This window comes from Methylomonas rosea, from assembly GCF_024505055.1.
GTDB classification, from domain to species: Bacteria; Pseudomonadota; Gammaproteobacteria; order Methylococcales; family Methylomonadaceae; genus Methylomonas; species Methylomonas rosea.
Genome location: NZ_JANIBL010000062.1, coordinates 1 through 24,449, shown reverse-complemented (window position 1 = coordinate 24,449; position 24,449 = coordinate 1). Strand labels below are relative to the sequence as shown.

38 protein-coding genes are annotated in these 24,449 nt (G+C 46.6%); 4 read left to right on the top strand and 34 right to left on the bottom strand.

The features are described from left to right. Position 1: 1 nt before the first annotated feature. The 4 genes from NP589_RS17505 to NP589_RS17490 form a co-directional block, all read right to left on the bottom strand. Complete coding sequence (locus NP589_RS17505) at positions 2-565, bottom strand: SIS domain-containing protein (protein WP_256608126.1); 564 nt, start codon at positions 563-565, stop codon at positions 2-4. Between the two features lie 10 nt (positions 566-575). Beyond that, the gene (locus NP589_RS17500) at positions 576-1,562 is read right to left on the bottom strand and encodes an SDR family oxidoreductase (protein WP_256608125.1); all 987 of its coding nucleotides are present in this window, start codon (positions 1,560-1,562) and stop codon (positions 576-578) included. A gap of 9 nt (positions 1,563-1,571) precedes the next feature. After that, positions 1,572-2,672 (bottom strand): radical SAM protein, encoded by a 1,101-nt coding sequence (locus tag NP589_RS17495; RefSeq protein WP_256608124.1) that lies wholly within the window; start codon positions 2,670-2,672, stop codon positions 1,572-1,574. A 130-nt stretch (positions 2,673-2,802) separates the two neighbouring features. Continuing rightward, positions 2,803-5,574 carry an Hsp70 family protein gene (locus tag NP589_RS17490; RefSeq protein ID WP_256608123.1) on the bottom strand — a complete coding sequence of 924 codons (2,772 nt, stop codon included), beginning with the start codon at positions 5,572-5,574 and terminating at the stop codon, positions 2,803-2,805. Between the two features lie 365 nt (positions 5,575-5,939). On the opposite strand from NP589_RS17490, the gene NP589_RS17485 reads away from it, so the two are divergent. After that, the gene (locus tag NP589_RS17485) at positions 5,940-6,866 is read left to right on the top strand and encodes a matrixin family metalloprotease (protein WP_256608122.1); all 927 of its coding nucleotides are present in this window, start codon (positions 5,940-5,942) and stop codon (positions 6,864-6,866) included. Between the two features lie 69 nt (positions 6,867-6,935). Here NP589_RS17485 and NP589_RS17480 read toward each other — a convergent pair whose 3' ends face one another. Together NP589_RS17480 and surE are read right to left on the bottom strand one after the other, a co-directional pair. Continuing rightward, positions 6,936-7,598: a protein-L-isoaspartate(D-aspartate) O-methyltransferase gene (locus tag NP589_RS17480; protein ID WP_256608121.1), complete on the bottom strand. Its 663-nt coding sequence runs from the start codon at positions 7,596-7,598 to the stop codon at positions 6,936-6,938. Further along, the gene (surE, locus tag NP589_RS17475) at positions 7,595-8,350 is read right to left on the bottom strand and encodes a 5'/3'-nucleotidase SurE (RefSeq protein ID WP_256608120.1); all 756 of its coding nucleotides are present in this window, start codon (positions 8,348-8,350) and stop codon (positions 7,595-7,597) included. Before surE ends, NP589_RS17480 begins: the two co-directional genes overlap by 4 nt. A 64-nt stretch (positions 8,351-8,414) precedes the next feature. Here surE and NP589_RS17470 point away from each other — a divergent pair, with 64 nt between their 5' ends. The 3 genes from NP589_RS17470 to NP589_RS17460 all read left to right on the top strand — a co-directional run bounded on the left by NP589_RS17470 (position 8,415) and on the right by NP589_RS17460 (position 10,849). Next, complete coding sequence (locus tag NP589_RS17470; protein ID WP_256608119.1) at positions 8,415-8,981, top strand: Smr/MutS family protein; 567 nt, start codon at positions 8,415-8,417, stop codon at positions 8,979-8,981. A gap of 252 nt (positions 8,982-9,233) precedes the next feature. Beyond that, on the top strand, positions 9,234-10,274 hold the full coding sequence (locus NP589_RS17465) for a type I glyceraldehyde-3-phosphate dehydrogenase (protein ID WP_256608118.1): 1,041 nt from the start codon (positions 9,234-9,236) through the stop codon (positions 10,272-10,274). Positions 10,275-10,324: 50 nt separating this feature from the next. After that, positions 10,325-10,849, top strand: a complete 525-nt coding sequence (locus tag NP589_RS17460; RefSeq protein WP_256608117.1) for a DNA-deoxyinosine glycosylase — start codon at positions 10,325-10,327, stop codon at positions 10,847-10,849. Positions 10,850-11,019: 170 nt separating this feature from the next. Here the strand turns inward: NP589_RS17460 and rplQ are convergent, their stop codons facing one another. The 28 genes from rplQ to rpsJ form a co-directional block, all read right to left on the bottom strand. Further along, positions 11,020-11,400, bottom strand: a complete 381-nt coding sequence (gene rplQ / locus NP589_RS17455; RefSeq protein WP_064007993.1) for a 50S ribosomal protein L17 — start codon at positions 11,398-11,400, stop codon at positions 11,020-11,022. Between the two features lie 18 nt (positions 11,401-11,418). Further along, a complete protein-coding gene (locus tag NP589_RS17450) occupies positions 11,419-12,429 on the bottom strand; it encodes a DNA-directed RNA polymerase subunit alpha (RefSeq protein ID WP_256608116.1) in 1,011 nt (336 codons plus the stop codon). A gap of 23 nt (positions 12,430-12,452) precedes the next feature. Next, positions 12,453-13,073: a 30S ribosomal protein S4 gene (gene rpsD, locus NP589_RS17445; protein WP_064007995.1), complete on the bottom strand. Its 621-nt coding sequence runs from the start codon at positions 13,071-13,073 to the stop codon at positions 12,453-12,455. Positions 13,074-13,091: 18 nt separating this feature from the next. Next, on the bottom strand, positions 13,092-13,478 hold the full coding sequence (gene rpsK / locus NP589_RS17440; RefSeq protein ID WP_020484822.1) for a 30S ribosomal protein S11: 387 nt from the start codon (positions 13,476-13,478) through the stop codon (positions 13,092-13,094). 23 nt (positions 13,479-13,501) lie between these two features. Beyond that, positions 13,502-13,858 (bottom strand): 30S ribosomal protein S13, encoded by a 357-nt coding sequence (rpsM, locus tag NP589_RS17435; protein ID WP_020484821.1) that lies wholly within the window; start codon positions 13,856-13,858, stop codon positions 13,502-13,504. Positions 13,859-13,934: 76 nt separating this feature from the next. Then, the gene (rpmJ, locus tag NP589_RS17430; protein WP_081607976.1) at positions 13,935-14,048 is read right to left on the bottom strand and encodes a 50S ribosomal protein L36; all 114 of its coding nucleotides are present in this window, start codon (positions 14,046-14,048) and stop codon (positions 13,935-13,937) included. 18 nt (positions 14,049-14,066) lie between these two features. Then, complete coding sequence (gene secY, locus NP589_RS17425) at positions 14,067-15,392, bottom strand: preprotein translocase subunit SecY (RefSeq protein ID WP_026602113.1); 1,326 nt, start codon at positions 15,390-15,392, stop codon at positions 14,067-14,069. Next, on the bottom strand, positions 15,393-15,827 hold the full coding sequence (gene rplO / locus NP589_RS17420) for a 50S ribosomal protein L15 (protein ID WP_256608115.1): 435 nt from the start codon (positions 15,825-15,827) through the stop codon (positions 15,393-15,395). It abuts the gene before it with no gap. Next, a complete protein-coding gene (gene rpmD / locus NP589_RS17415) occupies positions 15,827-16,012 on the bottom strand; it encodes a 50S ribosomal protein L30 (RefSeq protein WP_020484818.1) in 186 nt (61 codons plus the stop codon). Before rpmD ends, rplO begins: the two co-directional genes overlap by 1 nt. Before the next feature lie 7 nt (positions 16,013-16,019). Further along, positions 16,020-16,526, bottom strand: a complete 507-nt coding sequence (gene rpsE, locus NP589_RS17410; RefSeq protein WP_036277031.1) for a 30S ribosomal protein S5 — start codon at positions 16,524-16,526, stop codon at positions 16,020-16,022. Between the two features lie 9 nt (positions 16,527-16,535). Continuing rightward, positions 16,536-16,889 carry a 50S ribosomal protein L18 gene (gene rplR, locus NP589_RS17405; protein WP_256608114.1) on the bottom strand — a complete coding sequence of 118 codons (354 nt, stop codon included), beginning with the start codon at positions 16,887-16,889 and terminating at the stop codon, positions 16,536-16,538. An 8-nt stretch (positions 16,890-16,897) separates the two neighbouring features. Beyond that, on the bottom strand, positions 16,898-17,431 hold the full coding sequence (rplF, locus tag NP589_RS17400; protein ID WP_064007998.1) for a 50S ribosomal protein L6: 534 nt from the start codon (positions 17,429-17,431) through the stop codon (positions 16,898-16,900). A 15-nt stretch (positions 17,432-17,446) separates the two neighbouring features. Continuing rightward, entirely contained in the window at positions 17,447-17,842 is a 396-nt protein-coding gene (gene rpsH, locus NP589_RS17395; protein WP_020484814.1) for a 30S ribosomal protein S8, read from the bottom strand. Between the two features lie 27 nt (positions 17,843-17,869). Continuing rightward, positions 17,870-18,175, bottom strand: coding sequence for a 30S ribosomal protein S14 (gene rpsN / locus NP589_RS17390; RefSeq protein ID WP_064007999.1), 306 nt, complete (start codon positions 18,173-18,175; stop codon positions 17,870-17,872). Positions 18,176-18,186: 11 nt separating this feature from the next. After that, positions 18,187-18,726 carry a 50S ribosomal protein L5 gene (gene rplE, locus NP589_RS17385; RefSeq protein WP_256608113.1) on the bottom strand — a complete coding sequence of 180 codons (540 nt, stop codon included), beginning with the start codon at positions 18,724-18,726 and terminating at the stop codon, positions 18,187-18,189. Positions 18,727-18,738: 12 nt separating this feature from the next. Next, the gene (rplX, locus tag NP589_RS17380; RefSeq protein WP_036277044.1) at positions 18,739-19,056 is read right to left on the bottom strand and encodes a 50S ribosomal protein L24; all 318 of its coding nucleotides are present in this window, start codon (positions 19,054-19,056) and stop codon (positions 18,739-18,741) included. Between the two features lie 14 nt (positions 19,057-19,070). Then, complete coding sequence (rplN, locus tag NP589_RS17375) at positions 19,071-19,439, bottom strand: 50S ribosomal protein L14 (RefSeq protein WP_013820378.1); 369 nt, start codon at positions 19,437-19,439, stop codon at positions 19,071-19,073. A 27-nt stretch (positions 19,440-19,466) separates the two neighbouring features. Then, a complete protein-coding gene (gene rpsQ / locus NP589_RS17370) occupies positions 19,467-19,730 on the bottom strand; it encodes a 30S ribosomal protein S17 (protein WP_064008002.1) in 264 nt (87 codons plus the stop codon). Between the two features lie 2 nt (positions 19,731-19,732). Then, positions 19,733-19,924 carry a 50S ribosomal protein L29 gene (gene rpmC, locus NP589_RS17365; protein WP_036277051.1) on the bottom strand — a complete coding sequence of 64 codons (192 nt, stop codon included), beginning with the start codon at positions 19,922-19,924 and terminating at the stop codon, positions 19,733-19,735. After that, the gene (gene rplP, locus NP589_RS17360; RefSeq protein WP_026602118.1) at positions 19,924-20,337 is read right to left on the bottom strand and encodes a 50S ribosomal protein L16; all 414 of its coding nucleotides are present in this window, start codon (positions 20,335-20,337) and stop codon (positions 19,924-19,926) included. The genes rpmC and rplP overlap by 1 nt, the downstream gene beginning before the upstream one ends. A gap of 19 nt (positions 20,338-20,356) precedes the next feature. After that, a complete protein-coding gene (rpsC, locus tag NP589_RS17355; protein ID WP_033157219.1) occupies positions 20,357-21,028 on the bottom strand; it encodes a 30S ribosomal protein S3 in 672 nt (223 codons plus the stop codon). 9 nt (positions 21,029-21,037) lie between these two features. Next, positions 21,038-21,370 (bottom strand): 50S ribosomal protein L22, encoded by a 333-nt coding sequence (gene rplV, locus NP589_RS17350; protein WP_033157220.1) that lies wholly within the window; start codon positions 21,368-21,370, stop codon positions 21,038-21,040. A gap of 9 nt (positions 21,371-21,379) precedes the next feature. After that, positions 21,380-21,652 (bottom strand): 30S ribosomal protein S19, encoded by a 273-nt coding sequence (gene rpsS, locus NP589_RS17345; protein ID WP_081607975.1) that lies wholly within the window; start codon positions 21,650-21,652, stop codon positions 21,380-21,382. A 12-nt stretch (positions 21,653-21,664) separates the two neighbouring features. Further along, positions 21,665-22,492 (bottom strand): 50S ribosomal protein L2, encoded by an 828-nt coding sequence (gene rplB / locus NP589_RS17340; protein ID WP_036277056.1) that lies wholly within the window; start codon positions 22,490-22,492, stop codon positions 21,665-21,667. A 32-nt stretch (positions 22,493-22,524) separates the two neighbouring features. After that, positions 22,525-22,818 (bottom strand): 50S ribosomal protein L23, encoded by a 294-nt coding sequence (gene rplW, locus NP589_RS17335; protein ID WP_256608131.1) that lies wholly within the window; start codon positions 22,816-22,818, stop codon positions 22,525-22,527. A gap of 2 nt (positions 22,819-22,820) precedes the next feature. Continuing rightward, entirely contained in the window at positions 22,821-23,441 is a 621-nt protein-coding gene (gene rplD / locus NP589_RS17330; protein WP_256608112.1) for a 50S ribosomal protein L4, read from the bottom strand. Between the two features lie 3 nt (positions 23,442-23,444). Continuing rightward, entirely contained in the window at positions 23,445-24,095 is a 651-nt protein-coding gene (rplC, locus tag NP589_RS17325; RefSeq protein WP_064008006.1) for a 50S ribosomal protein L3, read from the bottom strand. Between the two features lie 30 nt (positions 24,096-24,125). Continuing rightward, positions 24,126-24,437: a 30S ribosomal protein S10 gene (rpsJ, locus tag NP589_RS17320; RefSeq protein WP_020484801.1), complete on the bottom strand. Its 312-nt coding sequence runs from the start codon at positions 24,435-24,437 to the stop codon at positions 24,126-24,128. Positions 24,438-24,449 lie beyond the last annotated feature (12 nt).

Here is a 24,449-nt window from a genome sequence, read left to right as displayed (position 1 = left end):
CTTATTTCCTGAGCAAATGATCGGTTATATGGTGCAGCACGAAGAGATGCCCCAACTCGACCATGCCGTAATGACTGCTATCCAGCCAGCAATTCCAGCGCCCCAATCTCCGCAGGGGATTGTCGGCCTTAAAACCACTGAGCGTCATCACCGGTAATCCTTTTGCGTTGGCGGCTAATACCGCATTGACGATATTCAAGGATTGTCCGGAACTGCTGATAGCAATCAATAAATCGTCGGGATTGGCAAAAGCAGTAATTTGTTTGGCGAAAGCCTGCTCGTAACCGAAATCGTTGGTAAAACAGGTCAAAGGCGCGGCTTCGTGCAAGGTCAAGGCGCACAAGCCGCCGACATTTCGTAAGTCGGTGATCACGTGACTGGCAATGGCCGCGCTGCCGCCGTTGCCCAGCACCATGATCTTGGCTTGTTGGTCACGCACCCTGCTAAATTCGGCCAATAATTGTTGGATCACCGTTTCGCCGTCCAGGCTATGTCCTTGGGTGTCGGTGAAGGCGCAATTGTTGAGTAGATCCGCAAAATCCGCTGCCGCTTGTCTGATAGCCATGGGCTTCTCCCTACTTATCCAGGTATTTAAACCAATCGGCGGTGGCGTCGGCTATGGAAGCGGACGTCCACAGCGGGGCGTTTTGCCAATAATCGATGTGTGCCAGCATATTCGCCACACCCTCTTCAAAATTAACCTGCGGCTGCCAGCCAAGCTTAGCCTTGATTTTACCGGTATCGGCAAAGGTGCAATCGGGTTCGCCGGGCCGTTTAGGAATGTATTCGATGGGGCCGCCCAACAATCCCACCAACTGGTTGACGCTGTAGGTGCCGCCGCTACCGACATTCATAATCTCGCCGCGCAGTTCGGATTCGGCAGCCGCAATAAAGGCGTTGGCCACGTCGGTGACATAGGTAAAGTCTCGGGTCTGGGTGCCGTCGCCAACCACCGTGAAGGGTTTACCGTTAAGTTTTTGCGCCAGAAATACGCCAAACACTGCGCCGTAAGCGCCGGTGGTGCGGGCATGCGGGCCGTAAACATTGAATAATCGTAGCGACACAGCGGGTAAGTCATAGAGTTGCGCCCAGTGCATCACTAGTTCCTCGCCCAAATATTTGGTCAAGGCATAAGGATATTGCGGCTGAACGGGCGCGGATTCCGGCGTAGGAAACTGTTCTGGGATGCCGTAGCACGACGATGACGCGGCATAGACAAAACGCTTGATACCGGCAGCCCTGGCCGCTTCCAGCACATTGAAGGTGCCGCTGACATTGGTTTCGTAATAAGCGCGCGGTTGCTCGATGGACGGTACGATGTCCGCCAGACCGGCTAAGTGGAATACCCAGTCGATCCCGGCGAACAAAGGCGAGATGGTTTCGGCGTCACGAATATCAACGTGATGAAATTCGAAACGCTCCTGACCGAGTAAATCCGCGATGGTTTCTTTGCGCCCGCCAACCAGACTGTCGATCACGCTGACCTGGTGGCCTTGCCGCCACAGCTCACGACTTAAATGACTGCCAATAAACCCCGCGCCCCCAGTAACCAATACTTTCATGCGTCTGTCCTAGATAAAGTTGATATGGGCCGGCTGATTGGCCGTGAGTTTGTCCAGATACTGGTTGACCGCTTCCATCCGGCAGTTTTTGCGGCATTGGCTAATATCCAGTTCCTGAGAGATGTACGCCCAGTTTTGCCGACGCTTCTCGCCTTCCCAGATGTCCTGAAAAGATTGCTGTTGGATGTTACCGTAAGCAAAGCGTTGATCGGTCAAATAGGCACTGCACCCGTAGACCTCGCCATCAGCCATGATATAACCCCAAAAATAGGGGGTGGCATGACAGGTTTTATAGCGTTGAGATTCAGACTGGCTGTAGTTCTTCATGGTCTGTTCGCGAAACACCACATTAAATCCGTCACCGTTGAATTGGGCCAAGTCTTCGGCCATGCCCAGCAGATTGTCATAACGCAGGCTTTCGTAGCGGCGGGTTTCGCTGAATAGATGCTGGGAGTAGGGTTTGACGACCAGATAATCCAAACCGATTTCGCGGCAGATGCTTGCCAGCGTGGTCACTTCATGCTGGTTTTCCGGCAACAGTAAAATTTGTGCGCCCAAAGCACAGGACAATTGGTGAGTTTTTTTATGTTCGACTGCGCGGCGCAGGTTGTTCAGCACCAAATCAAAATCGGACGCCTTGGTTTGATGGATGGCTGCATAATTTTCTGCGCTACCGGCATTCAGCGACACCTTAATCCATGATACCAACGGTAAGGATTGCTCGACAAAACGTTGATTCATCAACGTACCGTTGGTAGTGAAAGACACATCAATGCCGGCGTCGAAAGTCCATTTGACGATTTCGTTAATCTCCTTGTGCAACATCGGCTCACCCTCGCCAGCATACATGATGCTTTTAACGCCGAGTCGGCCCATCTCGGCCAAGCGCTCCGCCAAAATTTTGACGTCCAATCGCTGGGCTTTGTAACCGATGTAATCGACCGCGCAAAATGTGCAGCGATGATTGCAGGCACCCACCGGCGACACCTCCATATAGATCGGATATACGGCTTTCGCTTGCTGCCAATCGTGCCTGCCATCCAACCATTGCGCCACCCGCTGCGGGTGATACACCAGTTTATGACTGTCTATGCCGTATTTGTCTGCCATGTTTTTGTCGTTTAATGTGCTTTCGGAGTGAAAAACCGCTATAGAACTGGATAAAGCGATTTCTATGCCAATAACCGGTTCAGGTAACGTGCCGCTGTTGATTGTTATATCGGCATCACAAAGCTTAGCATTAAACAATTAGTTTCAAGCCTGGAGGTAACGCTTCGCCGAAGACTTGCTTTTCCTGTTGTTCATCCAACTGTTTGAATTCGGCGACCATGTCTATCCAGGAAACTGGGGATTTAGCTTGTTTGAGTTTGTCTATCACCTGCTCCCGCAGGCTATCGTCGATATCCCGGGCCCGGTCGTCGCAACGCCTGGCCAACAAGGTGGCGGCAAATCCGGCTTGGGTTAGCTTTTTCCAGTCAGCTTTCAATAGCTGTTGCAGCCAGATTTCGGCTGTCGCCGGTGGAATTACTTGATGATTGTTTCCGTGAAACAGAATCCGCCCACCGATACGCCCGACTGCCCACCAACTCTGCTCCGGCTCTCCGGCCTTTTCCAGACGCTTTAGCAGCCATTCGCCAAGCTGGGTTTTATCGGCAATCGTCAATCGCTCCAGCGCGGCCGCCAGCCGCACCATATCTTCGTAACCTCTTGTCGCCAGTTGCTTCACGACGCCGGGTTGGCGCGCGGCCGCCGGATTGATAAATTTGGCGATGTCGTTAAAGATGCGTTGCTGGGCATCGGCATTCAAGCCGCCGGCAACGCGCCGCCACAAGGTCCACCATTCGGCCCAGTTCTGTTTTTCGTTAACGAATTGCAGCCCTTCCGCATACAGCTTCCAGAGTTGCTCTACCCGCCAATCGTCGAGCGGATAACCAAAACCCGGACGCAGGCAAAAGCCGGTCAAACTCAACCAGAGGCGCTCATGCTGTTCACTACGCCGCCGGTATTTACTGCCTTCCAGCAAGGCCGTAAACAATTCGCGCAGCAACGGGGTTTGCCAGGCGCCCCGCGGTGCGGCGAGAACGTTTTCCAGATCGGCGCGCAAGGTTTTTACTGCTTGCGGATCGACTTGTTTGGATTTGGCTCCGAATACGGCCTGGATTTTTTCCAGCGCTTGCGGCAGCTGGTTAGGTAATTCGGCATTGACGGCAGCTTGCGCCTTTTTGCGAATTTGAAACTCTACATCCCAACGCAGAGTGGAATCTGCCACCGCCACACACTGCAATTGCAAGGTACCGACTTCTGTATAAGTAGCCAGCAATTGCACCGCCACTTCAGATTTCTGCTGGCCTTCGAATGCCACTGCCAACGGCGGCAAGCTGTGAAAACGTTCGTCATCGAGCTCGACAATGTCGCCGGGTTGGTAAGCGCCATCCCCGCTGCTGGACAACAAATGAAAACGCACCGGTTGTCCCACCCTGAGAGCGAATTGCCGATCGCTCAACAGAATCTCATGACCTTCCTCGCTACCTTTTGGCAGGATACAAACCCCTTGGCCTGCCTGCTTATTGTTGCCGCTTGTAGCGTTGAGGGTATCGACCAGCAGAAAGTAACTCCGTGCAGCGCCGCCGCCGATTTTCAATTTCTTGTCGCGGCGGGCAATGGCGTAACTCACCGCGCCGTACGCAACCGCCAATTCCGGATGATTATTATCCAGCAATAATGGCGCTTGCCCACCACGCCAACCGGCTAATAAATCAATCAAGCGTTGCACCATGGCCGGACTGCGAAACACGCCGCCGTTCAGCAATAATGCGTCCGGGACTATTTGATGCTCTGTGTCCGCGCAGCCCAACGCCGCTTGTGCCGCTTGCGCATGCAAGTGCAAAAAGGCGGCAATATGCTTGCTGATAGCAGGCTCCGCCGCGTAGGGCAAGCCAAACTCCACCACGCCGCTACGCTTTCTATCCGGCAGGTCTTGCAAGCCTGACATAGGTAAAAAGCCATCCAAGGCAATTTCCTTAACTTCCTCCCTGTTTAGCGTGGTGCTTTTAGTGCCACCAATCAACCTGGAACCACCACCCAATAAGGTCACAGCAACGTGCTCGGGCGCATCTACAGCCAAAAGTTGCTCTTTGGCGATCCGGCATTGCTCCAGCAATTGCGACAAATCAGCGGTGGAGAGCTTTTTATCGCCGGCTCGCAAGCGGCTTTCCGCTAAATGCGCCAGAGCCAGATCAATATTGTCGCCACCCAACATCAGGTGGTCACCGACACCTATACGCGTCAGCTGAGGTTCCTCTGAGCCCTGCTCAATCTTGATCAACGTCAAATCGGTAGTACCGCCGCCGACATCGCAGACCAATAATAGCCGGCTACCGGCCAGACTGGCTTTGATGGTACCGGCATGCCGGCGTAGCCAGTCATAACAGACCGCTTGCGGCTCTTCCAGTAACCTGACGCCGCTCAAGCCGGCCATCTTTGCCGCTTCTAGGGTCAATGACCGCGCGGACTCGTCGAAGGAAGCCGGCACCGTAATCACAACTTCCTGGAGAGTAAGTGGCGCAGAGGGGAAACGCTGCTCCCAAACGGAACAGACGTGTCGCAAATAACTAGCACTTGCTTCCAGCGGCGAGACTTTAAATACTGATTCGTCGCTTCCCCACGGCAAAATAGCCGCGCTATGATCGACGGCGGTGTGCGACAACCAACTCTTGGCGCTGGTAACCAAACGGCCTTGCGACTTAGCCCCCAACAGACGCGCCGCTTCACCGAGCACAGCGCCATTTTCCTGGGTTAAAAACCCGGCCTCGGCGCTTATTTCTCCGGGCGCGGGGTGGTACCGCACCGATGGTAATAACGGCTTGGCATTCACTTCCCCTGGCGCTAACAGCTGAGGAATCTCGAACAGGTGAATTGCTTTCGCAGGATCATTGGCGTCGGAGTAAGCGACGACGGTGTGAGTAGTGCCCAGATCGATTCCGACCGAGTAAGTAGCAGCGTTGTTTTTCAAAGGTACTAAATCTAATTGCTCTAATAATGTTATGCCGTCTGCCACGTATCGAAGCAAACTTGCGAATGGGATATTTTAATCGGCTTTCTGATCGGACACTCTCGTTTTTCTCGATCACGCTTTATCCAAACAATTGCCGCCAATTGAAATAAAACGTCAGCAAAGAACATTCTTTCGACGTGTTTCGAATAAAATGCTTGCGCGGCTAATCTTTGCGATGTTACTTTTCGCCTACGGCAATTGTCAGTTTATTGCATTACTGAACACCCCCAGCAAGAGCAAGGATTGGCACTGCATACTGCTCGAATCTGAATCTAGACCAAGCAAACCACAGCGATTATTAACCAATTTAGCGAGTTAAATTCATGTTTATTAAACCATCCGCATTAGCTGGCGTCCTGTTGCTGGCCGCCAGCCAATCAGCCGACGCTGTCGTCATCAATTTTGACTATACCTACGATGGCGGCTTTTTCTCCGGCAGCAATTCAAGTAGACGAGACATTCTGGATGCCGCTGGCGGCTTTTTGGGAAGCATCTTGACCGACAGCTTGACAGCTATATCATCCGGCGGTGGCAATAATTTCAGCGCGGTATTTATTCGTCCAGATACTGGCGCAGAGACTACATTAAGCAATTTCAGCGTTGCAGCCGACACACTTACCGTGTTTGTTGGTGGACAGACCATGGGCGCCGGCAACTTGGGCTATGGCGGCTACGGCGGTTACAACGTCAGTGGAACCCAAGATTTTTTGAATAATGCGTCACTGCGCGGCCAATCCAATCCTACCTCCGGCCCGTCGGCAACCGATTTTGCACCGTGGGGTGGTCAATTGACCTTCAGCAGCTCGGCAAGCTGGTATTTCGACGCCGATCTTTCAACCACGGAAGCCTTTAGCGGCAACGATTTTTATTCGGTGGCGCTGCACGAGTTAGGCCACTTATTAGGTCTGGGGAGTTCGGACTCTTGGGATAATAAAATATCAGGTTCCAGCTTTACCGGTGCCAATGCAGTAGCGGCTTATGGAGGCAATGTGCCGCTGGAAGGAGATACGGTTCATTGGTTGGACGGAACGAAAAGCACTGTAAACGGCATTGAGCAAGAAACCGCAATGGACCCAACTATACACGTCGGCACGCGCAAGGTGTTTACGCAACTCGATCTCGCTGCGCTGAAAGATGTGGGCTGGCAAGTTTCGGTAACCGCTGTGCCGGTTCCTTCGGCCGTTTGGCTATTCGGATCTGCTTTACTAGGTTTTATAGCAAGCAAACGTAAGCAAAATTTGAGTTTCTAGCAAATTCATCACTATCGCGCCGGACACGCCAAATGGCTAATAAATCCGGCGCGATAAAGCGATTAAAACCTATTGAGTAACACCTGATAAAAACGGCACAAAACTGACGCGTTCTATCACTTCATCCTCAAAGCCCTGCTCCGTGCGGGTAATCCGATGCAATTCCTGCATCCCTTCCAGACCGACCGGGATCACCATCACCCCCCCCACAGCCATTTGCTCAAGCAATGCTTCCGGAATTTCCGCCGGAGCGGCAGCGGCTAAAATCCCATCGTACGGCGCATGCTCCGGCCAACCCCACCCGCCATCGCTATGCTTAAAGCCGACGGTCTTGATATTCAACTCCCACAACGTATCTCTAGCTTTTTTCATCAACGGCGCGATCCGCTCCACCGAATAAACTTGCTCTACCAGCCTAGCTAGTATTGCGGTTTGATATCCGCAACCCGTACCGATTTCCAGCACCTTGTGCAGCGCACCTTTTTCCAATAGCAATTCAGTCATTTTGGCAACAATATACGGCTGAGATATAGTTTGATTGTGGCCGATCGGCAAAGCAGTATCCTCGTAAGCGCGACTCTCCAAAGCTTCGTCGACAAAAATATGCCGCGGCGTGTCAGCCATTACCGCCAAGACTTTGCTGTTGTAGATACCTTGCTCGCGCAACCGAGAAATCATGCGCTCTCTGGTCCGCCGCGAAGTCATGCCTATACCCTGAATGCGCCGGCTCATACGAGCGCCTCCATTGCCAGCCAATCGCGTAACCCCTCTAATCGTTCGTAACGCGTCAAATCCAGCTGCAACGGCGTCACTGACACATAACCGTTTCTAATTGCATCGAAATCGGTACCGGGCCCGGCGTCTTGTTCGCTACCGGGCGGCCCTACCCAGTAAATAATGTGGCCGCGCGGATCCTGTGAGCGTATCACTGCTTCCGCTTTGTGCCGTTGCCCGAGGCGGGTAGATTGATAGCCTTTTAACTCGGCAATCGGTAAATCGGGCACGTTCACGTTTAATAAAGTATCTTCCGGTAATGGGTGAGCCAGGATTTTTTGCATTAACGTCACAGCTACGTGTGCTGCTGTCTCAAAATGTTTGGGATCGCTGGACGCCAAAGATATGGCGACCGCCGGCAGACCCAAAAAACGCCCCTCAGTGGCGGCGGCCACAGTGCCAGAATAAAGCACATCGTCTCCAAGATTGGCGCCATGATTGATTCCGGCAAATACCATATCGGGTTCTTGCGCCAATAAGCCGGTAATCGCCAGATGAACGCAGTCCGTCGGCGTACCATCTACCCTAACGAAACCATTGTCGCATTGAGTGGCCCGTAAGGGCATGTCCAAGGTTAAAGAGTTGCTTGCGGCACTCCGGTTTTTATCCGGTGCCACTACCGACACATCGGCGTACAGACGCAGAGCCTCCGCCAGCGTATTGATGCCTTGAGCTAAATAACCGTCGTCGTTGCTGATAAGTATGTGCATACCGCTGTGAAACGCTTTAAAATTCCCGCATAGTAGCAAAAAAACCGCAAAACCAGCAGCTTACGTGACAAAAAAAACCAATCCCTCAGACGACGCACTCTTGTTTCGGAATACAATCGGCACAGTCACACCGATAGACACCAATACGGTGATTCTTAAGCCTGATAAAAAACCACGGCCAATACCCGTATTCAAACCGTTGGAGCAGGTCGACCCTCTGCAAAAGGATGTTGAGGGCAGCTTGGAAACCTTATTTCAAGAAGACAAGATTGCTTTCCTGGTACCTGGCATGCAAAAAAACGTACTCAGAAAGCTTCGTAAGGGATATTACGGTTTGGATGCCGATATCGATCTACATGGCTTAAACAGTCGCGATGCACAGTTGCAACTACTGCGCTTTTTACACTATTGTGTTGAGGACGGTTTTCGCTGCGTACTAATTATCCATGGTAAGGGCTACAACTCACCGAACAATCAACCAGTGTTAAAAAATGACATTAATCTCTGGCTACGCCAACATAAAGACGTACTGGCGTTTTGCTCGGCCCCATCAAAAGCTGGCGGAACGGGTGCATTGCTCGTGTTATTACGTTTGTCAGAAAAATTTGTTACGTCCGAAGAGGAGTATTAGATAGATCGGCCCTGGCATCCCCCTCTCTGCTAAACCAATTCATCTACCCGTCGATTACACACCCAAACCTGTCCCGCCGAACCCTTATTGCACTAATATTTCGTTTCGCCTTGACTTGCGCAACTTGTTGCTCTAGTTTTTCAAGTATTGCTCTTCCAATTTTTTGAGAAAAACATTCAGCGCCATGACGACTCACCTTCAGCGAACTCCCAGCCTGCAATACAAAGTAAAGCCTGAAGGAGATATTCAGCAATGAGCCTTAACGTCGGGATCGTCGGCTTAGGCAGAATCGGCCGCGGGGTATTAAGAGGAAATTTCACGCAAACGAAAGGCGGAAGATTCGATATTCGAGTGGTATGCGACGTAATGGCAATAGACCACGTCGCCTATCTGCTGGCTAACGATAGTACCTACGGTCGCCCTCCGTTTCACGTGGATTGCGATGGCGACGACCTGATTATTGATGGTAAAAGAGTTCACTATCAAAGGGTGGACCGGCGGCGCAGCTCGCCCGATGATGACAGCTTTGGCATATTGCGCCGATTTAATCTTGATGTCTTATTTGACGCTACCGGCACCGCCACAATCCATGATTTCCGTTCATTAATAAAGCAGGATGTCGCAAAAAAAGTCCTCTGCACATGGAATGTGAGTGGTTGCGATATCAGCCTGGTATTCGGCGTAAATAATTCAGCATACGATCCAGGGCACCACGACGTCATCTCCGCCAGCACCTGCACGGGCAATGCACTGGTTCCTATCTGTCATGTGCTTGACCAGCACATCGGTATCGATTACGCCCGAGCCATCACCATCCATCCGCAACTTTCGGATCAACGTGTACTGGATGGTTATCACGCATCATCCCAACTTGGCAGAGGCTGTGCGTCTTCGATTATCCCGACCAGCACGAACGTCGGTAAATCCACGACACTGGTATTACCGCAACTCGAAGGCAAATTGGAGGCGATGTCATACAGAGTGCCGACTGCGATTGTCTCTGTCATTGATTTGACGGCCACTCTTTCGCGAAAAACGTCGCAGGAAGAATGCGTAGAGCTGTTTGAAGATTACGCCAGCAAACAATTGGCAGGTATCATTCATTGCGACTACGGCGCATGGGGCCATCAGAAGGCCAGCATCGATTATATGGAAACGGAATATTCTTCAATCTTATTGATGCATCATCTCACTGTCAGCCAAGGCCGCCAACTCGGCTTGTCTTTGATGCATGACAATGAACATGCATATTGCTGCCGTGTACTAGACGTATTAGGGGTTTTACAAAACTAGCGTAGCAAGCCGGCAAAAGTCCTAATACACTCTGATCGAGTTATGGCGGAATGAACCAAATAGCAAGCTTCTCAGCGGAGTCTTCACCCAACGCAACAATTTTAATTCTTGGCAGCATTCCTGGGAAAGCTTCTCTTGCCGCTCGTCAATATTACGCACATCCGCGTAATCATTTTTGGCCTATCATAACCGAGCTTCTGGCAATAGATCCTGCCAGCCCATACTCAGCGAGAATCGAATCCTTAAAATTAGCCGGCATAGCACTATGGGATGTAGTCAAGTCATGCGATAGGCACAACAGTAGTCTCGATACAAAAATAGACAAAAACAGTATTGTTACGAATGATTTTCCAGGCTTTTTCCTAACCCACCCAAATATTACACATTTATTTTTTAACGGTTTAACTGCGGAAAAAACCTTTCAAAAGCATGTTCAACCTTATATTGGCACAGATGGGTTGATATACCACCGATTACCCTCTACAAGCCCGGCGCATGCAGCGATGTCATTTCAAGAAAAACTGGAAAGTTGGCGCATATTGACAAAGGTATTAGCAAAAACCTTGTGCGTATAAAAAGGAGAGATACTTCTGAATCAAGCCAAAATAATCAGTGCCAGAAATGTATTCTAGGAATCTAAATTAACACTCGAAGCAAAATTGAAAGGGTAAAAACAGAAACGGCAGATTAGCTGTCCAGCTAAAATCTGCCGCTTAAAAACCGTAGGTTGAAAACCTGACTAGGTTTATTCTTCCGTTTGAATTGGTTCAGGTCTGTCTACCAGTTCGACATATGCCATAGGCGCATCATCGCCAGACCGAAACCCGCATTTAATAATCCTTAAATACCCACCGTTTCTGGACTGGTATCTTGGTCCAAGCTCGTTAAATAATTTAGTTACAACATCTCTATCACGTAGTTTAGAGAAAGCCTGCCGGCGTTTTGCAACAGAATCAATTTTAGATAGCGTAATCAAAGGCTCGGCGATTACACGTAACTCTTTAGCCTTAGGTAAAGTAGTCTTGATTAATTCGTGTCTAAACAGCGAGCACGCCATGTTACTGAATAGCGCTTTTCTGTGGCTACTATTTTTATTTAACTGTCTTCCAGATTTACGGTGTCTCATTTTTCAAATGCCTTATATTCAAATTCCAGCTTGCGATTGATCAGCCAGATTTTCAGGTGGCCAGTTTTCCAACCGCATACCCAATGACAGACCTTTAATTGCAAGAATATCTTTAATTTCCGTTAACGATTTCTTACCTAAATTCGGTGTCCTCAACAGCTCTACTTCAGTGCGTTGTATCAGATCACCAATATAGAAAATATTTTCTGCCTTTAGGCAGTTGGCAGAACGGACCGTCAACTCCAAATCATCTACTGGGCGCAACAAAACAGGGTCGAACGACTCCTCTTCAATAGCCACCTCTTCATGTATCTGTTCGTTAACTTTTTCGAAATCAACAAAAACCGATAATTGATCATGAAGAATGGAAGCAGCCAGCTTGATTGCTTGCTCAGGATCAACAGTGCCGTTTGTCTCTAATTCGATAACAAGCCTGTCAAGGTTAGTGCGCTGTTCTACACGGGTGCTTTCTACATGATAAGCAACTTTCACTATAGGGCTAAACGCTGCATCGACCATTAGTACGCCTACAGGCGCATCGTCATACATCTCTTTCCTAAGACTGGCTGGGACATATCCTCTACCTCTCTCGACTTTAATTTTGATGTTGAGCGAACAATCCTGGTTATTAATGTTGGCTATTATCAAATCGGGATTTATCAACTCTACATTATGAGGCAGATCAATATCCCGAGCAGTGACAACACCAACACCGTTCTTTGACAGCGTAAGAGTTACCTCGTCCTTGGAATGCACGACGACAGCTAGTTTTTTAAGGTTCAGTATAATGTCTATAACATCTTCTTGAACACCCTCTATAGTAGTGAATTCATGCAATACGCCTTCAATAGAGATTTCCGTGACTGCGCAACCTGGAATTGAAGACAGCATAACCCGTCTCAAAGCATTACCTAAAGAATGCCCAAAGCCGCGCTCCAGAGGTTCGATAACGATTCTCGAGTGGTTGGCCGATTCGTTTATCACCTCGACAAGTCTAGGCTTCAGTAGGCCAACAATAGAACTCTGCATAATTTAAATCCTGGACTTATTTACTACTTAGAATAAAGCTCAACAACCAGCTGTTCATTGATGTCAGAGCCTAAATCTACGCGGTCAGGCACAGACTTGAATGTTCCACTCATCTCTTTCGAATTCACTTCGACCCAAACAGGAAAACCGTACTGCTCTGTCACGACCAGTGAGTCTTTAATACGCTGTTGGCTCTTGGCTTTTTCTCTGATCTTGATTATGTCGCCAGCAGCTACTTGATAAGAAGGTATGTTAATTAACCTATCATTTACCAAAATCGCCTTGTGAGACACTAACTGCCTAGCTTCCGCGCGAGTAGCCGCGTAACCCATGCGGTAAACGACGTTATCTAAACGTGACTCCAAAAAGTCAAGGAGATTCTGGCCGGTAGCGCCTTTTTGTAGATCAGCAGCTTTATAATAATTCCGGAATTGTTTTTCTAACACTCCGTATATGCGACGCAACCGCTGTTTGGCGCGGAGCTGCATAGCATAATCAGAATTCCTTGTACGCTTAGCGCCATGTTGACCAGGTCTTTGTTCCAATTTACATTTGCTTTCCAGAGACTTACCTCTGCTTTTCAAAAATAAATCAGTACCTTCCCTACGACTCAGCTTGCAAGCAGGACCAAGATATCTTGCCATTAATTTTACTCCACTATCCTAAACACGACGTTTTTTGGGTGGGCGACAGCCATTATGAGGTATAGGCGTCACATCCACGATATTTGAAATTTTGAATCCCATGCTGTTCAAGGAACGAACAGCAGATTCTCTACCAGGCCCAGGCCCTTTTATCATAACATCCAGATTCTTCATACCATATTCCTGGGCTACAGCTCCAGCTTTCTCGGCAGCCACCTGTGCCGCAAAAGGCGTGCTTTTGCGTGAGCCACGAAAACCGGATCCACCAGATGTTGCCCAAGATAACGCGTTACCTTTTCTGTCTGTAATAGTAACGATTGTATTGTTAAAGGAAGCATGAACATGAACGATACCGTCCGCGACTTCTTTCTTAATACGCTTTTTAACTCGATTCTGGGTTGCCATCAAAAATGCCTATCTAGATGTTTTTATTTAGTAACTGACTTACGCGGACCTTTACGAGTCCGAGCATTTGTTCTGGTTCTTTGTCCTCTCAATGGCAAGCCGCGGCGATGCCGGATACCACGATAGCAACCTAGATCCATTAATCTTTTTATATTCATCGAAACTTCTCTACGAAGATCACCTTCTACAGTCATCGCAGAAATAACCTTACGTATCGACTCCACTTGATCCTCAGAAAGGTCTCGAATCTTGACGGTTGGCTGCACCCCAACTTCATCGCAGATGTTTCTAGCAGTTTGCCTGCCAATTCCATAGATAGCAGTCAATGCTATCTCCGCATGCTTATGGTCAGCCACGTTTATACCGGCAATACGAGCCATTCAAATACTCCAAAAACAGTACTATAAGGTTAAACAGGGGATTATATCACCCTGCAAAATAAATCACAAAAACAAATCAGCCTTGACGCTGTTTATGCCTGCCATCTTTGCAGATAACGCGTACAACGCCATTTCTTTTAATTACTTTACAACTTTTGCATATGGCTTTTATTGAAGCTCGTACTTTCACGGCAAACTCCTAGAAATTTTAAGATTTTTTCAAATTGGCTTTTTTCATCAAGCCTTCATATTGCTGTGACATTAAATGCGTCTGCATTTGCGAGATAAAGTCCATCACAACAACCACAATGATTAATAAGGAGGTACCACCAAATGAAAACGGCACGTTCCAATAAACAATTAAAAACTCAGGCAACAAACAGATAAGGGTGATATACACAGCACCTATCAGAGTTAGACGAGTCATAACCTTATCGATATAGCTCGTCGTGTGAGCACCCGGCCGAATCCCTGGGAGATAGGCACCTGACTTTTTAAGGTTTTCTGCAGTTTCTTTTGAATTAAAGACCAAAGCGGTGTAAAAAAAACAAAAGAACACTATGGCCAACGCATAACACAAAACGTAAACAGGCTGACCCGGGGAAAGCACAGAAGAAATATCCTGGAGCCATGAAAAGCCATCAACATTTCCGAACCACCCTGCTATTGTGGCGGGAAATAAAATAATGCTTGAAGCGAAAATAGGAGGGATCACGCCTGCCATATTCAACTTAAGCGGCAAAAATGAACTCTGCCCTGAATATACTTTATTGCCTTGCTGCCGTTTTGGGTAATTAATGGTTATCCTTCTTTGCCCTCTTTCGACAAAAACAACGATGCCAGTGACCACTATAGATAAGGCGAACAGTACGACAATAAACGCACCATTCATTTCTCCGGTACGAGCCAATTCCAGCGTTCCACCGATAGCGGACGGCAATCCAGACACGATACCAGCGAAAATAATTAGCGATATACCGTTACCAATACCTCGCTCAGTAACCTGCTCCCCGAGCCACATTAAAAATATGGTTCCAGTAACTAATGTAATGGTAGTAATCAGCACAAAACTTACGCCGGGCTGGATGACAACAGCTAGACCACCAGCAGTTTGATTTTGCAGCGCAACAGAAATACCTATCGATTGGAACATGGCCAAAACAACAGTACCGTAGCGAGTATACTGGGAAATTTTTCGACGCCCGGACTCCCCTTCTTTTTTCAGCTGCTCCATGGCAGGAATGACTATAGTCATAAGCTGCATAATGATAGAAGCCGAAATGTAAGGCATTATACCCAGCGCAAAAAGGCTCAAGCGCATCAAAGCACCACCCGAAAACATGTTAAACATGTTTAAGATAGAACCGGACTGTTGCTCGAACATTATTGATAACGCTTTTGGATCAATTCCTGGAACAGGAATATGTGCACCAATTCTGTATACAACAAATGCGCCTAAAACAAATAACAATCTCGACTTAAGCTCACCGAACCGAAATGTGCCGGCTGAAACATCAACTCCTTTAGCACTCACTTAAGCCTCGACTTTGCCACCAGCAGCTTCAATAGTTAATTTTGCACCAGCCGTTACACCGATTCCTTTTAAAGTTAAAGATCGAGAAACAGCTCCAGTGTTGACTACCTTAACCTTTTTCGAAAATGCAGGAATGATGTTTTGGCTAATCAATAACTGAAGGTCGATAACTTCGGCTTGGAGGACATCTATTTCTGCTAAACGAACCTCGGCAGTAAATTTTTTAGTCCTGGAAGTAAAACCGACTTTTGGCAGTCTACGTTGCAAAGGCATCTGACCACCTTCAAAACCTACCTTATGAAAACCACCAGAACGAGCCTTCTGACCTTTGTGGCCTCTACCGCAAGTTTTACCGTCCGTAGATCCTATGCCTCGCCCAACGCGTTTCGCTTTTTTTCTTGCGCCGCACGCAGCTTGTATTGTGTTCAGATACATTAAACTTCCTCAACTTTTAGCATATACGCGATCTTATTGATCATTCCGCGATTTTCTGGGGTATCGATAACTTCAACGACCTGTCTAATTCTGCTCAGACCCAATCCTTTCAAACATTGCTGATGACTCTTTAAGCGGCCATTTTTACTTTTAGTCATCATTACGCTTAATTTTTTGCCACTCATATTCGCTTTACCCTGTTATTTGATCAACAGTTAAACCGCGCTTTGCTGCGATTTTCTTAGCATCATGCATTGCGGTCAAACCATTAATTGTCGCACGCACAACATTGATCGGGTTACTTGTTCCGATACACTTAGCCAACACGTTATGCACACCGACGACTTCAAATACCGCACGCATAGCGCCACCGGCGATGATGCCCGTACCTTCTGACGCAGGCTGCATGTAAACCTTAGCGGCGCCAGTGTTCGACATTATTGAATATTGTAATGTGCCCTCTTTCAGAGCTACTTTGCGCATATTTTTTCTGGCTTGCTCGAGCGATTTTTGAATCGCCACGGGCACTTCTCTGGCTTTGGACACACCATAACCAACGCGCCCATCGCCATCACCAACAACTGTCAGTGCAGCAAAACCAAAAACTCGACCGCCTTTTACAACTTTCGCAACACGTCTAACAGAAACTAATTTTTCCTGCAATCCGTCTGTACTACCTTGAGATGGTGCTGTTGCCATGCTATTCCCCTAAAACTTCAAGCCAGCTTCACGTGCAGCGTCCGCTAACGCTTTTACGCGGCCATGATATTTAAAACCAGAGCGATCAAACGCAACTTCAGTTACACCCGCCGCTATAGCTCTTTCAGCAACAATACGACCAACCTCGGTAGCGGCCTTAATATTACTTGTGTTACTAAGACCTGCCTTAACATCAGCTTGTAATGTAGATGCTGAAGCTAGGGTAGCAGTGCCATCAGCACTAAGCACCTGCGCATAAATATGCTGGGAAGTTCTATGTATAGTAAGTCTGTTTACATTTAACTTTTTGATTTTGCAGCGCAGCCTTAGTGCTCTTTTTAATCTTGAAGACTTCTTATCCATCACTTCACCTATTTCTTCTTGGCTTCTTTTCTAGCCACGTATTCGTCAGCTATTCTCACACCCTTCCCTTTGTAAGGCTCGGGCGGGCGAAAAGCTCTGATCTCAGATGCGACTTGGCCGACTTTCTGTTTATCGTTGCTCTTCACATGCAATTCTGTTTGGGTTGGCGCTTCAACAGTTACACCCTCGGGAATTAAATATTCAACAGGATTTGAATAACCCAAGGACAGTGTTAAAAGATTATCTTTAACTTGCGCTCTATAGCCTACCCCTACCAGCAGCATCTTTTTAACGAAGCCTTCAGAGACTCCTTTCACCATATTATTAATTGAAGCTCTGGCAGTACCAGCGTGGGCCTTAGCACCTTTTACGCTATCGTCCCATTTAACTCTGATTACGTTGGATTCGATTTCAAGATCAACAGCATCACAAAGGTCAAACGCAAGTTGACCTAGTTTGCCGTTAACTATCATTTGCTTGCCATCAACTTTAACATCAACACCTGATGGCAAAGTTATGGGCGCGTTCGCTACTCTAGACATGATATACCTCTTAAATTAGCAGACAGTGCATATGACTTCGCCGCCGTGCCCTATTGCACGCGCCGCACGATCAGTCATCACACCATTAGAGGTTGAAACTATAGCTATGCCTAAACCACCTAACACCTTGGGTAACTCGTCTTTAGACTTGTAAATTCTAAGACCGGGACGGCTAACTCGCTTAACGCTCTCAATAACAGGAACTCCGTTGTAATACTTTAATTCAACGGTCATTTCTGTATGGCAACCGGTAACTTCAGTTTTAAAATCGGTAATATATCCCTCTTCTTTCAAAACCTTCGCAATAGCGAGCTTTAACTTGGATGAAGGGATTTTTACACTTTTCTTTCCAGCAGATTGACCATTTCTAATTCTGGTTAGCATATCTGCTATTGGATCTGTCATACTCATTTTCTATTCTCCAAAACTTAAACAGAACTACCAGCTAGCCTTTGATAAACCAGGCACGTCGCCACGCATGGTCGCTTCTCTTAATTTATTTCTGCTAAGACCGAATTTTCTGTAATATCCGTGAGGACGACCGGTCAACTTACATCTGTTACGTAATCTGGATTGACTGGAGTCTCTGGGTAATTTTTGAAGTTGAATTTGAGCATTCTCTTTTTCTTCAAAAGAGCTATTTGGAGATCTAATTACTTCCTTCAATTGGTTTCTTTTTGCCTGATATTTTTTAATCAGACCTTCACGCTTTACTTCGCGCGCAATCATTGATTTTTTTGCCATGTCGATACGCCTTAGTTTTTAAATGGAAAATTGAATAACTTCAACAACGCCAAACCTTCTTCGTCTGTTTTAGCGGTTGTTGTAATACAAATATCCATACCACGGAGCGCATCGATCTTGTCATAATCTATTTCAGGGAAAATGATTTGCTCTTTAATTCCCATTGAATAGTTGCCACGACCATCGAAGCTCTTGGAACTCATACCTCTAAAATCCCGAATTCTAGGTATTGAGATCGTAATCAATCTATCCAAAAACTCGTACATTTTATCGGCGCGCAAAGTAACTTTGCAACCGATAGGCATATCGTCACGAATTTTAAATCCGGCAATAGATTTTCTTGCCAAGGTAACTACTGCTTTTTGTCCTGATATTTTTTCCATATCAGAAACTGCAGACTGCAGGACTTTCTTATCCGCAATAGCTCCGCCAACACCCATATTAAGAGTTATTTTGGTAAGCTTTGGGACTTGCATTATTGTTTTGTAGCCAAATTGCTCCTGCATCGCAGGAATAATTTCAGATTTATATTTACTTTGTAGTCTAGCCATAGCCTTATTACCTTAGAGACCAACGTTTTCGTTAGTGGATTTAAAATATCTGACTTTTTTTCCATCATCTAGAATTCTAAAACCAACTCTGTCGCCCTTTTTAGTTTTTGGGTTAAATAAAGCAACATTCGAAATGTCAATGGGCATGTTCTTATCAACAATACCACCAGAAACACCCAGATTCGGGTTACCTCGCTGGTGCTTCTTTACTAAGTTAATACCTTCGACTAATAGCTTGTTATCTTCAAGCACCTTACTTACTTTCCCTAGCTTACCCTTATCTTTTCCCACTATCACGATGACTTCATCGCCTTGCTTAATCTTTTGCATCTTTGGACCTCTACCTATAATACTTCTGGCGCTAGAGAGATAATCTTCATGAACTTATCGCCTCTTAATTCACGAGTAACCGGCCCAAAGATACGAGTACCAATTGGTTGTAGTTGGTTATTTAAAATTACTGCCGCGTTGCCGTCAAAACGAATGACTGAACCATCAGCCCTACGAACACCTTTACGGGTCCTTACAACTAATGCGTTATATACATCGCCTTTTTTAACCCTAGTACGCGGCATGGCGTCTTTGACGCTTACCTTGATGATGTCACCAATGCCAGCATAGCGGCGGTGTGAACCTCCAAGGACCTTGATACACATGACCTTTTTTGCGCCACTGTTATCGGCGACGTCAAGGCTAGTTTGCATCTGAATCATTTTTAAAATCCCAACTAAAATTATTGATTATCTATTTGAAGCTTCTAACACTTCCAATAGTTTGAACGCCTTATTTTTAGAAATAGGGCGACACGATGTAATCGAAACTACATCGCCTTCTTGACATATATTGTTTTCATCGTGAACGAGAAGCTTAGTGGATCGCTTAATGTACTTTCCATATACGGGATGCTTAACCAGCCGCTCCACCAAAACAGACGCAGTCTTATCCATTTTGTTGCTAACTACCCGACCAGTTACTTTACGTACAGTATCTAGATTTTCGCTCATATCTATACTCTTACCATTTCATTCAGAATAGTATTAATGCGAGCAATATCTCGCCTAACCTGCTTTATTTGACTTGGCTTGCTAAGCTGTCCAGTTCCTTTTTGCATTCTTAAATTGAACTGTTCGCGAGACAACTCCAAAAGACTGGAATTCAACTCTTCTTTTGTTTTGCTTCTTAAATCTTTCGCTTTCATTACATTATTGTCCGTGCAGAGAAAGTCGTTTTCACCGGCAGTTTGGCAGCGGCTAACTCAAAAGCCTCTCTTGCCAACTCTTCAGAAACGCCCTCAATTTCAAACAGCATCGTGCCTGGTTTAATTTGTGCAACCCAGTATTCTACACTACCTTTACCTTTACCCATACGAACTTCTAATGGTTTTTTAGTAATAGGCTTGTCTGGGAAAATCCTTATCCAGATTTTTCCGCCACGCTTTACGTGCCGACTTATCGCCCTTCTGGCCGCCTCAATCTGGCGGGCGGTCATTCTACCACGGCTAATAGATTTTAAACCATACTCTCCGAAGCTAACTGAGGAGCCGCGCAACGCGGTACCGTTATTTCTACCGGTATGTTGTTTACGAAATTTTGTTCTTTTTGGCTGAAGCATTTCTTATATACCCCTTCAACTATTTTTTTGAGTCGGCGTTTAAAGACGCTGCATGAGCATCCATATCGAACACCTCACCCTTAAATATCCAAACTTTTATACCGATAATTCCGTAAGTGGTTTTGGCTTCAGCGGTTCCGTAGTCAATATCAGCGCGTAACGTGTGAAGAGGCACACGACCCTCGCGGTACCATTCAGTTCTGGCTATTTCCGCTCCGTTTAATCTGCCAGCAACGGTTATTTTTATACCTTCGGCACCTAGACGCATGGTATTCGTTACAGCCCGCTTCATTGCGCGACGATACATAATACGCTTTTCTAGCTGCTGAGCTATGCTCTCAGCAACTAAATAGGCATCAAGCTCCGGCTTCCGAATCTCTTCGACGTTCAGCTGAACAGGCACACCCATCATTGCGGATATACTCTGTCTCAATACGTCTATATCCTCACCCTTTTTACCGATCACAATGCCAGGGCGCGCAGTATGCACTGTTATGTTGGCGTTATTCGCAGGTCTATTGATCTGCACTCTGCTAACAGATGCATGAGCCAGTTTTTGCTTTATGTATTCCCTAACCTTCAAATCCTGCAACAGAAACACAGGGTAATTCTGGCTGTTTGCATACCATCTCGAAGTCCAATCTTTAACTATCCCGAGACGAATCCCAGTGGGATGTACCTTTTGTCCCATTTGCTACCTCTATTTCTCTGCTACTTTAATTGTTATATGACAAGTTCTTTTCAGGATGTGGTTCGCACGCCCTTTTGCCCTTGCGCTAACTCTCTTTAACGTCCTGCCTTCATTAACGAATACGGTCGAAACCTTCAACTCATCAACATCAGCACTTTCGTTATGTTCTGCATTAGCTATTGCCGACTCTAGAACTTTTTTGATTATCGCAGCAGCTTTCTTAGAGCTGAAACTCAGCAAATTCAATGCTTTTTCAACAGGTAACCCGCGTATTTGATCCCCTACAAGCCGTGCTTTTTGCGCAGAGAGAGGAGCATTACTTAATTTAGCCGAAACTTCCACATTCACTCCTTATCTTGATTTCTTGTCTGCTATATGGCCTTTATAAGTCCTTGTAGGGGAGAACTCACCCAGCTTATGTCCGACCATATTTTCTGAAATCAATACCGGCACATGCTGTTTGCCATTATGCACGGCTATGGTCAATCCCAACATATCAGGGCTGATCATTGACCTTCTAGACCAGGTTTTAATCGGTTTCCTATTATTAGCTCTCACTGCTTCTTCAACTTTTTTAAGCAAGTGATGATCTATAAATGGACCTTTTTTAATTGAACGTGGCACGTCAGATACCTCTTATTTTTGCTTACGGCGTCTGACAATCATATTGTCAGTACGTTTGTTTTTTCGAGTTTTATAGCCTTTTGTTGGCGTTCCCCAAGGAGACACAGGATGTCTACCACCCGAGGTCCTACCTTCACCACCACCATGAGGATGGTCTACAGGATTCATCGCCACACCCCTTACAGTTGGCCTTACACCGCGCCATCTTTTGGCACCGGCCTTTCCCAATGAAATAAGATTGTGCTCAGAGTTGGAGACTTCGCCGACTACACCTTTGCAATCAGATGGCACCTTTCTCATCTCGCCAGAACGGAGACGAATAGTAACGTATGCACCATCTTTAGCAACCAATTGAACAGAGGTTCCAGCGCTTCTTGCAATTTGAGCGCCCTTTCCGGGCTTCAGTTCGATACAGTGAATTGTGGTACCCAGAGGCATATTCCGCAGAGGCATACAATTTCCAGGCTTAACCGGAGTTGTTTCTGCGCTCAATATCTCTTGACCAATCTCGATGCCTTTTGGCGCGATTATGTATTTGCGCTCGCCATCTTTAAAAAGAATCAACGCTATATTTGCAGTTCTGTTCGGATCGTATTCGATACGCTCAACTAGCGCAGGAATATCAGTTTTGTCGCGTTTAAAGTCTACTATCCGATAGAACTTTTTGTGTCCACCACCAATATGGCGAGTCGTTATTCTACCTAGATTGTTACGACCACCGGTGTTGCTCTTTTTGTCAAGTAGTTGTGCAAATGGCTTACCCTTATGCAAATCATTATTTTGTACACGCACTACAAACCGAGAACCCGGAGATGTCGGTTTTGATTTTAGAATAGCCATGCTCTTCTACCGCTCCTTATTTGCTTAAAGTATTATGCTGTCGCTAATTCGATGTTATGACCTGGCTGAAGCTTTACATATGCCTTTTTCCAGTCAGATCGCTTACCCAGTGCGCGTCCGAATCGTTTAATTTTTCCTTTAACATTCAGAACGCGAACGGCGGCTACTTCAACACCAAACATCAATTCAACTGCATTTTTAATCTGCAATTTCGTCGCAGATTTTTTAACTTTGAATACAAATTGATTATTTTGGTCAGCAGCATTGGAGCTTTTTTCTGACACAATCGGCGCATACAGAACACTTGCTAGTTTAATTTGCTCAATACTCATGCCAAACGCTCCTCAATCTGTTTCAGCGCTGTTGCTGTCGCAATTACCTTGTCAGCGGAAACCAAAGAGACTGGATCTACACTACTTGGAGTAACTACCGCTATGTAAGGAATATTTCTAGCTGCAAGAATTAAATTCTCGTTTAAGTCATCCGCAACCACTAACAATCTTTTTGCATCGATATTTTTTATCTTGCTCAGAAAGTCTTTTGTTTTTGGCGTTGCAGGCGTAATATCGTTACATACCGCTAATCTACCCTGTCTTAACAACTCTGAGAAAATAGATCTAATTCCAACTTTATACATCTTTTTATTCAGCTTCTGATCAAACGATCTTGGTTGGGCTGCAAACGTGACACCACCTGTGCGCCATATTGGACTTCTGGTTGTTCCCGCACGCGCACGACCCGTACCCTTTTGACGGAATGGCTTAGCACCACCACCACTTACCGCAGCCCGGTTTTTTTGGCCTTTAGTACCAGCCCTTGCTGCTGAAAGATATTTTGTTACCAGCTGATGCACCAGTGTTTCATTAAAATCTTGTCCGAAGACTGCCTCGGAAACATCAAGCGCCTGTGCAGAATCTTGACTACTGATTGCAGGTATTTGCAAAGTCATAAATTAACCCTTATTTAACATTTTTACTGCTGGGGTGATAACCACATCGCCACCCTTGGCACCAGGTACCGCGCCTCTGACTAAAATCAGGTTCCGCTCAGCATCTACAGCATGGATCGTCAAATTCTGTATTGTAGTTTTGACCGCTCCCATATGTCCGCACATTTTCTTACCCTTAAATACGCGGCCGGGCGTTTGGTTCATACCGCTCGAACCAGGCACCCGATGGGACCGCGAGTTACCATGCGTCGCATCTTGAGTTCTGAAATTATGACGTTTAACTGTACCGGCAAAGCCTTTACCAATACTGGTACCAGAGACATCAACTACCTGCCCAGCCTCAAACACATTAACTTTTAACTCTGCTCCTGCAGAAAATTCAGCTGCCTCGCTTTCGCTGAGCCTAAACTCCCACAAACCACGACCTGCGGTGACATTGGCAGATGCGTAATGCCCAGCCATTGCTTTGTTGACTTTTGAAGACTTAACATCACCCGCCGCTACCTGAATAGCGCGATAACCATCAGTTTCAACGCTCTTCACTTGAATGACTCTGTTGGAGTCAATATGGAGCACGGTAACAGGTACCGAAGAGCCATCTTCGCAAAAAATTCGGGTCATACCACATTTACGACCAATAAGACCTATTGACATCTGCCAATCCCTCTAAATTATAACTTGCTGCTATTTAAGCTTAATTTGAACATCGACCCCAGCCGCCAGATCTAACTTCATCAGGGCGTCAACAGTCTTATCGGTTGGCTCAACGATATCAAGCAACCTTTTGTAAGTTCTCAGTTCATATTGATCACGAGCATCTTTATTAACATGCGGTGAAATCAATACAGTAAAACGTTCTTTTCTAGTAGGCAAAGGGATAGGGCCTTTTACTTGGGCACCTGTTCTCTTCGCTGTTTCTACTATCTCACCCGCCGACTGATCAATCAATTTATGATCAAACGCTTTTAATTGGATTCTGATAGTTTGATTAGCCATCTTGATTACTCG

What these genes read in the sequence shown, in the direction of transcription:
- NP589_RS17495 (WP_256608124.1), bottom strand. Translation starts at nt 2,672, where the DNA reads ATGGCAGACAAATACGGCATAGACAGTCATAAACTGGTGTATCACCCG.
- rplC (WP_064008006.1), bottom strand. Translation starts at nt 24,095, where the DNA reads ATGTCAATAGGTCTTATTGGTCGTAAATGTGGTATGACCCGAATTTTT.
- rplR (WP_256608114.1), bottom strand. Translation starts at nt 16,889, where the DNA reads ATGGATAAGAAGTCTTCAAGATTAAAAAGAGCACTAAGGCTGCGCTGC.
- rpsD (WP_064007995.1), bottom strand. Translation starts at nt 13,073, where the DNA reads ATGGCAAGATATCTTGGTCCTGCTTGCAAGCTGAGTCGTAGGGAAGGT.
- rpsC (WP_033157219.1), bottom strand. Translation starts at nt 21,028, where the DNA reads ATGGGACAAAAGGTACATCCCACTGGGATTCGTCTCGGGATAGTTAAA.
- NP589_RS17450 (WP_256608116.1), bottom strand. Translation starts at nt 12,429, where the DNA reads ATGCAGAGTTCTATTGTTGGCCTACTGAAGCCTAGACTTGTCGAGGTG.
- rpsE (WP_036277031.1), bottom strand. Translation starts at nt 16,526, where the DNA reads ATGGCAACAGCACCATCTCAAGGTAGTACAGACGGATTGCAGGAAAAA.
- rplX (WP_036277044.1), bottom strand. Translation starts at nt 19,056, where the DNA reads ATGCAAAAGATTAAGCAAGGCGATGAAGTCATCGTGATAGTGGGAAAA.
- surE (WP_256608120.1), bottom strand. Translation starts at nt 8,350, where the DNA reads ATGCACATACTTATCAGCAACGACGACGGTTATTTAGCTCAAGGCATC.
- NP589_RS17465 (WP_256608118.1), top strand. Translation starts at nt 9,234, where the DNA reads ATGAGCCTTAACGTCGGGATCGTCGGCTTAGGCAGAATCGGCCGCGGG.
- rplN (WP_013820378.1), bottom strand. Translation starts at nt 19,439, where the DNA reads ATGATTCAGATGCAAACTAGCCTTGACGTCGCCGATAACAGTGGCGCA.
- rpsQ (WP_064008002.1), bottom strand. Translation starts at nt 19,730, where the DNA reads ATGAGCGAAAATCTAGATACTGTACGTAAAGTAACTGGTCGGGTAGTT.
- rpmD (WP_020484818.1), bottom strand. Translation starts at nt 16,012, where the DNA reads ATGAGTGGCAAAAAATTAAGCGTAATGATGACTAAAAGTAAAAATGGC.
- rplF (WP_064007998.1), bottom strand. Translation starts at nt 17,431, where the DNA reads ATGTCTAGAGTAGCGAACGCGCCCATAACTTTGCCATCAGGTGTTGAT.
- rplP (WP_026602118.1), bottom strand. Translation starts at nt 20,337, where the DNA reads ATGCTTCAGCCAAAAAGAACAAAATTTCGTAAACAACATACCGGTAGA.
- rpsH (WP_020484814.1), bottom strand. Translation starts at nt 17,842, where the DNA reads ATGAGTATGACAGATCCAATAGCAGATATGCTAACCAGAATTAGAAAT.
- NP589_RS17485 (WP_256608122.1), top strand. Translation starts at nt 5,940, where the DNA reads ATGTTTATTAAACCATCCGCATTAGCTGGCGTCCTGTTGCTGGCCGCC.
- rpsJ (WP_020484801.1), bottom strand. Translation starts at nt 24,437, where the DNA reads ATGGCTAATCAAACTATCAGAATCCAATTAAAAGCGTTTGATCATAAA.
- NP589_RS17505 (WP_256608126.1), bottom strand. Translation starts at nt 565, where the DNA reads ATGGCTATCAGACAAGCGGCAGCGGATTTTGCGGATCTACTCAACAAT.
- NP589_RS17460 (WP_256608117.1), top strand. Translation starts at nt 10,325, where the DNA reads ATGAACCAAATAGCAAGCTTCTCAGCGGAGTCTTCACCCAACGCAACA.
- rplQ (WP_064007993.1), bottom strand. Translation starts at nt 11,400, where the DNA reads ATGAGACACCGTAAATCTGGAAGACAGTTAAATAAAAATAGTAGCCAC.
- rpmC (WP_036277051.1), bottom strand. Translation starts at nt 19,924, where the DNA reads ATGAAAGCGAAAGATTTAAGAAGCAAAACAAAAGAAGAGTTGAATTCC.
- rplB (WP_036277056.1), bottom strand. Translation starts at nt 22,492, where the DNA reads ATGGCTATTCTAAAATCAAAACCGACATCTCCGGGTTCTCGGTTTGTA.
- NP589_RS17480 (WP_256608121.1), bottom strand. Translation starts at nt 7,598, where the DNA reads ATGAGCCGGCGCATTCAGGGTATAGGCATGACTTCGCGGCGGACCAGA.
- rplD (WP_256608112.1), bottom strand. Translation starts at nt 23,441, where the DNA reads ATGACTTTGCAAATACCTGCAATCAGTAGTCAAGATTCTGCACAGGCG.
- NP589_RS17500 (WP_256608125.1), bottom strand. Translation starts at nt 1,562, where the DNA reads ATGAAAGTATTGGTTACTGGGGGCGCGGGGTTTATTGGCAGTCATTTA.
- rplE (WP_256608113.1), bottom strand. Translation starts at nt 18,726, where the DNA reads ATGGCTAGACTACAAAGTAAATATAAATCTGAAATTATTCCTGCGATG.
- rpsM (WP_020484821.1), bottom strand. Translation starts at nt 13,858, where the DNA reads ATGGCTCGTATTGCCGGTATAAACGTGGCTGACCATAAGCATGCGGAG.
- rpsK (WP_020484822.1), bottom strand. Translation starts at nt 13,478, where the DNA reads ATGGCAACCCAGAATCGAGTTAAAAAGCGTATTAAGAAAGAAGTCGCG.
- rpsN (WP_064007999.1), bottom strand. Translation starts at nt 18,175, where the DNA reads ATGGCAAAAAAATCAATGATTGCGCGCGAAGTAAAGCGTGAAGGTCTG.
- rplO (WP_256608115.1), bottom strand. Translation starts at nt 15,827, where the DNA reads ATGTATCTGAACACAATACAAGCTGCGTGCGGCGCAAGAAAAAAAGCG.